The organism is Methanolobus psychrotolerans (genome assembly GCF_002243045.1).
Classification (GTDB): Archaea; Halobacteriota; Methanosarcinia; order Methanosarcinales; family Methanosarcinaceae; genus Methanolobus; species Methanolobus psychrotolerans.
On the sequence record NZ_MBKP01000006.1, the window covers coordinates 131,023 to 137,248 of the forward strand.

At 42.1% G+C, this 6,226-nt stretch carries 7 protein-coding genes; 4 read left to right on the forward strand and 3 right to left on the reverse strand.

Annotated features, from left to right (window positions below):
• Positions 1 to 3 precede the first annotated feature (3 nt).
• Positions 4 to 2,058, reverse strand: coding sequence for a DEAD/DEAH box helicase family protein (locus BB781_RS03780; RefSeq protein ID WP_094227162.1), 2,055 nt, complete (start codon positions 2,056 to 2,058; stop codon positions 4 to 6).
• Between the two features lie 125 nt (positions 2,059 to 2,183).
• On the opposite strand from BB781_RS03780, the gene BB781_RS03785 reads away from it, so the two are divergent.
• Genes BB781_RS03785 through BB781_RS03795 form a run of 3 tightly spaced genes read left to right on the forward strand, consistent with a single transcriptional unit; the run spans position 2,184 to position 4,499 of the window.
• A complete protein-coding gene (locus tag BB781_RS03785; RefSeq protein ID WP_094227163.1) occupies positions 2,184 to 3,479 on the forward strand; it encodes a UDP-glucose dehydrogenase family protein in 1,296 nt (431 codons plus the stop codon).
• A 51-nt stretch (positions 3,480 to 3,530) separates the two neighbouring features.
• A complete protein-coding gene (locus BB781_RS03790) occupies positions 3,531 to 3,791 on the forward strand; it encodes a hypothetical protein (RefSeq protein WP_094227164.1) in 261 nt (86 codons plus the stop codon).
• A gap of 60 nt (positions 3,792 to 3,851) precedes the next feature.
• Positions 3,852 to 4,499, forward strand: a complete 648-nt coding sequence (locus tag BB781_RS03795) for a hypothetical protein (RefSeq protein WP_094227165.1) — start codon at positions 3,852 to 3,854, stop codon at positions 4,497 to 4,499.
• Positions 4,500 to 4,826: 327 nt separating this feature from the next.
• On the opposite strand, the gene BB781_RS03800 is transcribed toward BB781_RS03795, so the two are convergent.
• Positions 4,827 to 5,258, reverse strand: coding sequence for a carboxypeptidase-like regulatory domain-containing protein (locus BB781_RS03800; RefSeq protein WP_094227166.1), 432 nt, complete (start codon positions 5,256 to 5,258; stop codon positions 4,827 to 4,829).
• A gap of 31 nt (positions 5,259 to 5,289) precedes the next feature.
• A complete protein-coding gene (locus tag BB781_RS03805; protein ID WP_207205232.1) occupies positions 5,290 to 5,784 on the reverse strand; it encodes a carboxypeptidase regulatory-like domain-containing protein in 495 nt (164 codons plus the stop codon).
• Positions 5,785 to 6,022: 238 nt separating this feature from the next.
• Between BB781_RS03805 and BB781_RS03810 the strand changes: the two genes are divergently transcribed.
• On the forward strand, positions 6,023 to 6,226 hold a 204-nt coding region (locus tag BB781_RS03810; RefSeq protein ID WP_207205233.1), incomplete at its 3' end, for a hypothetical protein.

Genomic DNA, 6,226 nt, shown 5'->3' on the forward strand with positions numbered 1-6,226 from the left:
AAATCACCAATCTTCTACTAATCGATAATAATGGGATATTTGGTTCAATACTTCCAGAGGGTTAACTGATGCCTTTGAAAACTCCTCTATCCTGAAAAGCTCCTTTTTAATCATAGATATATCAGAATTGGATATAGTGGAAGGAATGTCCTCCCATGGAAAAACAAGTATATCATGTATTATTGAGAAATCCTTACCAGGACTTTTTCTTAGAATCCTTCCTCTTCTTTGTACATACTCTATTGGATTACCGCTATTAGCAAGGATTATTGCCCTTTCAATCCCAGGTACGTCAATCCCCTCATCTAAGACCTTTATGGCAACTATAACCCGATAATTATCATCAATGAATTTTTCAATAATCTCTTTTCTGAATTTAAGAGGCTCTTTGTAAGTAATTTTATGAGTTGGGATTTTTCTATAGCGCAGCATCGTCATTACTTTTTCAATTTGCTGAGGAGAGCAATATACCAAAGTTTTCTTGATGTCTGAGATACTATCAAGTATTTTATCAAAGGCGTCCCATTTAGATTCAGAATTTGTTACAATTCGTGCTCTTTGTAGTATCTTTAAGAGAATCTTTTCATTGATTTTACCATCGTTTGCTGCAATCATTTTAGAAATAGTACTCGTAGAGGCATCATACTCGTACTTCTCTTCAGAAGTCAAATGAACCAATTCTGCGTGATATTCGTACTCCGTGAGGAACATAGGGATTGCATCTTTTAGACTAAACTCAAAGACCACACCTCCAAAATACTCCAACATTTCCTGAGTTCCTCCATCATCCATATACCTCTCAGGAGTGGCACTCAAGCCTAATTTTTTCTGATACTTACCTAGAAAACCTTTTTTATATTCTGGTGCCCACGAATTATGCATTTCATCGCAAACTAATAAGACATTATTGTTTACTGAATCAATGATAGATTTGAATTTCTCTGAACTGAAAGATGCATAGGTAGCTACTGCAAAAACTTCTTTTTCCCTTCCAAGTTCCATTTTAAGCAAAGAGGCTTTCAGTTCCTTCTCCCATTTGGAACTGTCTTTCATTACTTCAACAACATTGGAATAACCTAATTTCTTTAGTTCATCAGACCATTGAGACACAAGTAGTTGCTTTGGTGCTACAATCACTACAAATCCTTCATTTTGCCTAGAAAGATATCTCTCTATTGCATTAATTGCAGTGAAGGTCTTACCAGTACCGGTAGCCATCTTAAGGATACCTTGACAACCATTCAACTCCCATTTTTCAATTGCTTCTTCTTGATAATCCCTTAAATATTTAGATAAAGTGTAGCGAGATGGTTCTTCTTTTAAAGACATAGAAGATGAACTTATCGAATATTGTTTATTCATACGCTGAACCATTTCATGTGAGAGGGTTTGAAATTCTGCTTCGTCCTTAGGTGCATTCTTAATAAAACCCCGTTTAAACGCTTCGGATATTTCGTAGACTGTCACTTTGTTAGTCTCATTGTCCCATAGTTTTTGGAAGCTTTCAAGGTCTGGTTCTAAGTGTCTCTCAAAATCACCATCTATCCAACTACAAAACACATGGAAATCTTCATGATTATGTAGCCAACCACTCACAGTTTCATTATCTGATCCACTGAAAGATACAACGTTCCCTTCAAAATCTTCAAGGATTCCTTTCTTTTTGTGTTCTAAGCCATTGTTCACTTTTGCAATCTTTATTTCCAATTTGCCATTTTTCAAGAGCCATGCAAGCATCTTCAAGTGACCTTTTTTTATTACATCTTCCATTGAATCAATTTCAGAAAGGATTTCTTGCTCTTTTTGATAAATGACTTCCTTTATCGTCTCTTGATCATCTTCAGATAGCACGACATTAGCAATAAGTTGTATATTGCCACCATTATTGATGAGTCCAGATATTCCTCTTGCAGAAATTGCAAGCGAATTCGAGGAAAAATAACCAGCTATTCTTTTGTAACTAATAGACTCACAAAGTGCAGGTATATAAAAGTCTAACAATAAAGAATCTTTATCCGAATCATAGAACCCTTTCAAATGTAAATCCTGCAGAGTCATCAAATATAGATATTGTGACAATATATAATAACTGATCTACTAAATATAAAACTTATGATTTATTATTAAAACAACACCCTAATATACACTCCCAAACAATCTTCTACCACAAGGAGAATCTCATCATGAAAGTATCTATTATAGGTTCAGGCTACGTCGGTTCCGTCTCAGCCGCCTGCTTTGCGGAACTGGGGCACGATGTTATCTGTATTGACATTGACGAGGAGAAAGTAAAGCAGATCAATGCAGGGATTGCGCCTATCTGGGAGGAGGGGCTGGATGAGCTACTGGCAAAGCATACGCAGAAGACGCTTATTGCAACCTCCGATTATGATTATGCAGTGCAGAACTCCGATGCATCGTTTATCTGTGTGGGGACGCCCTCGGATGAAGACGGGAGCATCGACCTCTCCATTGTGAAGGCGGCAAGCGCCAGCCTTGGGAAAGCGATAGCAAAGAAAGATCATTACCATGTGGTTGTTGTCAAGAGTACCGTGGTGCCGGAGACAACTGAGAAGGTTGTGCTGCCGCTCGTTGAGGAGTACTCCGGTAAAAAGGCAGGGAAGGATTTCGGGGTCGTGATGAACCCGGAGTTTTTGAGAGAAGGCAAGGCTGTCTATGATTTCATGCATCCTGACAAGATCGTGGTGGGTGCGATAGATGAGAGGTCGGCCTTTGTAGTGTCCGAACTCTACCGCAGGCTGGAATGTGAGGTCACGCGCACCAATCCCAGGACAGCCGAGATGATCAAATACGTCAACAACTCATTCCTGGCTACCAAGATATCCTTCGCCAACGAGGTGGGCAACATCTGCAAACGTCTTGGCATCAACACATATGAGGTCATGGATGCCGTGGGTACAGACTTCAGGATAGAGCGCAGGTTCCTCAACTGCGGTGCAGGGTTTGGAGGTTCGTGTTTCCCCAAGGATGTCAAGGCCATCATAGGCAAGGCAAAGGACATCGGGTATGAACCACAGCTCCTGCGCTCGGTGGTAGATGTCAATGAAAGGCAGCCCCTGAAGATGGTTGAACTGCTCCAGAAGAAGCTCGGTGATCTCAGGAACAAGAGAATAGCCGTGCTTGGTCTGGCATTTAAGAACGACACCGATGATATACGGGAATCCCGCTCCATCCCGGTAATAGCTGAACTGCTGCGCCTTGAGGCTGACATAGCCGCATACGACCCCATGGCAGAGGAAAGTATGAAAAGGATATTCCACGATGTCACATACTGCAAGAGCGCAGCACAGGCACTGGAAGAAGCAGACGGGTGCCTTATCATGACAGAATGGGACGAGTTCAGGAAACTGGACAAGGAGTTTGAGGCCATGGCCAACCGTGTGGTCATTGACGGCAGGCACCTGATCGATCCAAAGGATATGAACACCAAGATCGATTATGAAGGTATCTGCTGGTAAACCAGCCTGGGTCCAAATAGAAGAATTGAGAACAGTGTAGGGGATCAAAACATGGCGGAAGCATTTACAATTGGGACTGGGGAAAGGAAACAGCTCAGAACCAGCTTATTTGGAACCTCCTTAGACATACTATACGGCGGGATGTCCGCGGAGAATACCTTTTCTATCGGACTTCTATTGTCAAAAAGTTATCAGGGACATGGTCTGAATCTGTTCTTTCCTAAAAAGTCTACATACATAATGCTGGATAAGAAGAAGTACTACGTCCTCAACGTAACTCCTGAGAGTATAACTCTCCAATTATCTGAGTGAAAATCGAAGTATTTTAATAGCTTGAGTAAAAAAAGGCAGGTCTGTTGGTGGACAGACCATATGAAAAACGAAAACCAGATAAAAGAAGACCTCAACGGCAGGTTACACTCTCTTGACCAGACCGTGAGAAGCGTGGAAAAACGATTGCGTGCAGTGGAACGCAGACTCTCTGTGGATGTACCCCGGGAAGACTTCATCCCGGAATATGAGACTGATTTTGAAGAAGCTCTTGAGCACACAAGAGAAGAGATAGCTTCAATTCGTTCTGATATTGATGAAATAAAACAAGGCAATTTACAAAATCTGGACTGTGAAACCAGATTACAGGGACTTGACTCTGAACTTGCCGTTCTTAAATCACATATAACAGAGCTTCGGGAAGAGAACTCAAAACTCTCAGAACAACTGGAAAAAGAAAAGAACCAGGATTCTGAATCAATCACACTTGAGATCAAAAATGAGATCACACAGCTTAGCATGCGTCTTGAGAAAGCAGAAAATCACAACCGTATCAACATAGGTTCTATGAAGGTGCCCGTGGAGCTTTCAGGTGTTGTGGGAGCGCTCATACTCACACTGACAGGCATCCTCATCATGCAAGGCCGCTGGGACATCATACGCTCGGCTTACTTCTCATTTTCAATTGCTTTTGTGTTTGCAATCGCAGTACTTTTGAAGTTCTATATGGCCAACAGCAAGAGCGCATGAAGTAAAAGCAGAAAAAGGACATGAACTAATAGTAAGAGCTGCACATGAACGCGGACCCAACTACTTGATCTGTGTGCCTCCGCAGTTCTGCACAATCGACAAAGGCGAATATAAGATCAAATTCTCGGCTCTGTAAAAATCCTCTGTATCGTTATTCATATATAAACCGCAGATAAACACAGATGAACGCGGATACACTGATCTAGAATCCCATCTGCATTAACTGCTAAACATCGGTCTGGCAGGCACTCAACTCCGCAGAAGTTGAGTGTATTTGTGTGCATCTGTGGTTCTGCATAGTCAATATACGACTACAAAACCAAATTCTTACACTTTTCTTACTTTAACCAGAAAGTCATTTGTGTAATCCAGATACCCTTCCTGCATTACCCTGACTGAAAGATAGCCTTCGGTTTTACCCTGCGCAAGGGAGATGTTCAGCAACTTGATATCAAATTCTCCGCTGGCATCAGTGACACCACCTACAGCCTTTTTCCTGCCGGGACCCCATACAATAACATTCGCACCACCTATCGGCCTTCCGTCATTGTCAAAAACGCTTACGATAAGTTCAGGAGAATCACATACCGTTCCGGTCATGTTGAAACTGCTGCAATTAGCGACAGCATACATCGAGCCAGGAACAAATGGCGTGCTCATGATCGAAGAGATTATCACATATATACCGATCATTCCAATAATCGTGAGCACCACGATCCTTATTGGCAGACCCACAGATGCAGAATCGTCTGAGAACATGCAAACCTGCAAAATAAAATAGATGTCAGGATCATGAAGTCCTGACTATCATTACAGCATCTGTTTTTTCGAAATCGTAGAAGCCATCGGTCGAGATACTGAGGTCCATAGTCCCTTCATTCTGGTTCGGCCCGAGGCTGACAGGTGAGCCACCACTTGTAGTATCCGTGCTGAGAAGACAGCGACCATTGTCATCCGTGGTATTGGTGGCAACGCCTCCAAGCCCGCGAAGTACGACATTGGCCTCCCTTACAGGATATCCGTCAGGATCTGCTACGGATATCAGCACATCGATGGCAAACGGGGAACTTGCTATGGTCGAACCGACTATAACAGTGTTGCCCGGATTCATACCTGCACTTTGTTCGCCTGCGTTATCAATATTCACAGACATGTTTTTAGTCGGAGGAGGGATTATAGCCACAAGTGCCGCAAGGGCAACCATACCAACCACCAGCATTACAACGATATTAATAGGAAGCTCTATCGCCCTATCATCATTGAACAGTTTTTCTAAAATTGTCAAAAAATCACCGAGTGGTAGGAAATATACATTGGATATAAGTTTATTGATTTGTTTCTGATTTTTATTGAGTGGGGTGAATAATTTAATATTATGCTCCCTACATTCCCGCTTACTCATAACGTGTCCATAAATTCCTCCTTTGATGTGCCTTAAAATCTCCAAAACCTCTTCCATATCGGAGCGAAAGCTTTATCATCGTTATGTATTATACTTAATACATAACGAGGAACTGATACACATGACTGCAATTGTCTATCAAACAGACAACCGATCCGGGATAACCTATGCCTATGAATCCGTATCATACTGGGATAAAGAAAAGAAACAATCACGTGCCCGACGTACATTGATCGGGCGGGTGGACAAAGAGACGGGAGAGATCGTCCCCACTGATGGAAGGAACAGAAAGAACCAAGATGTGCAGGCTCCTGTCAAATGTGGA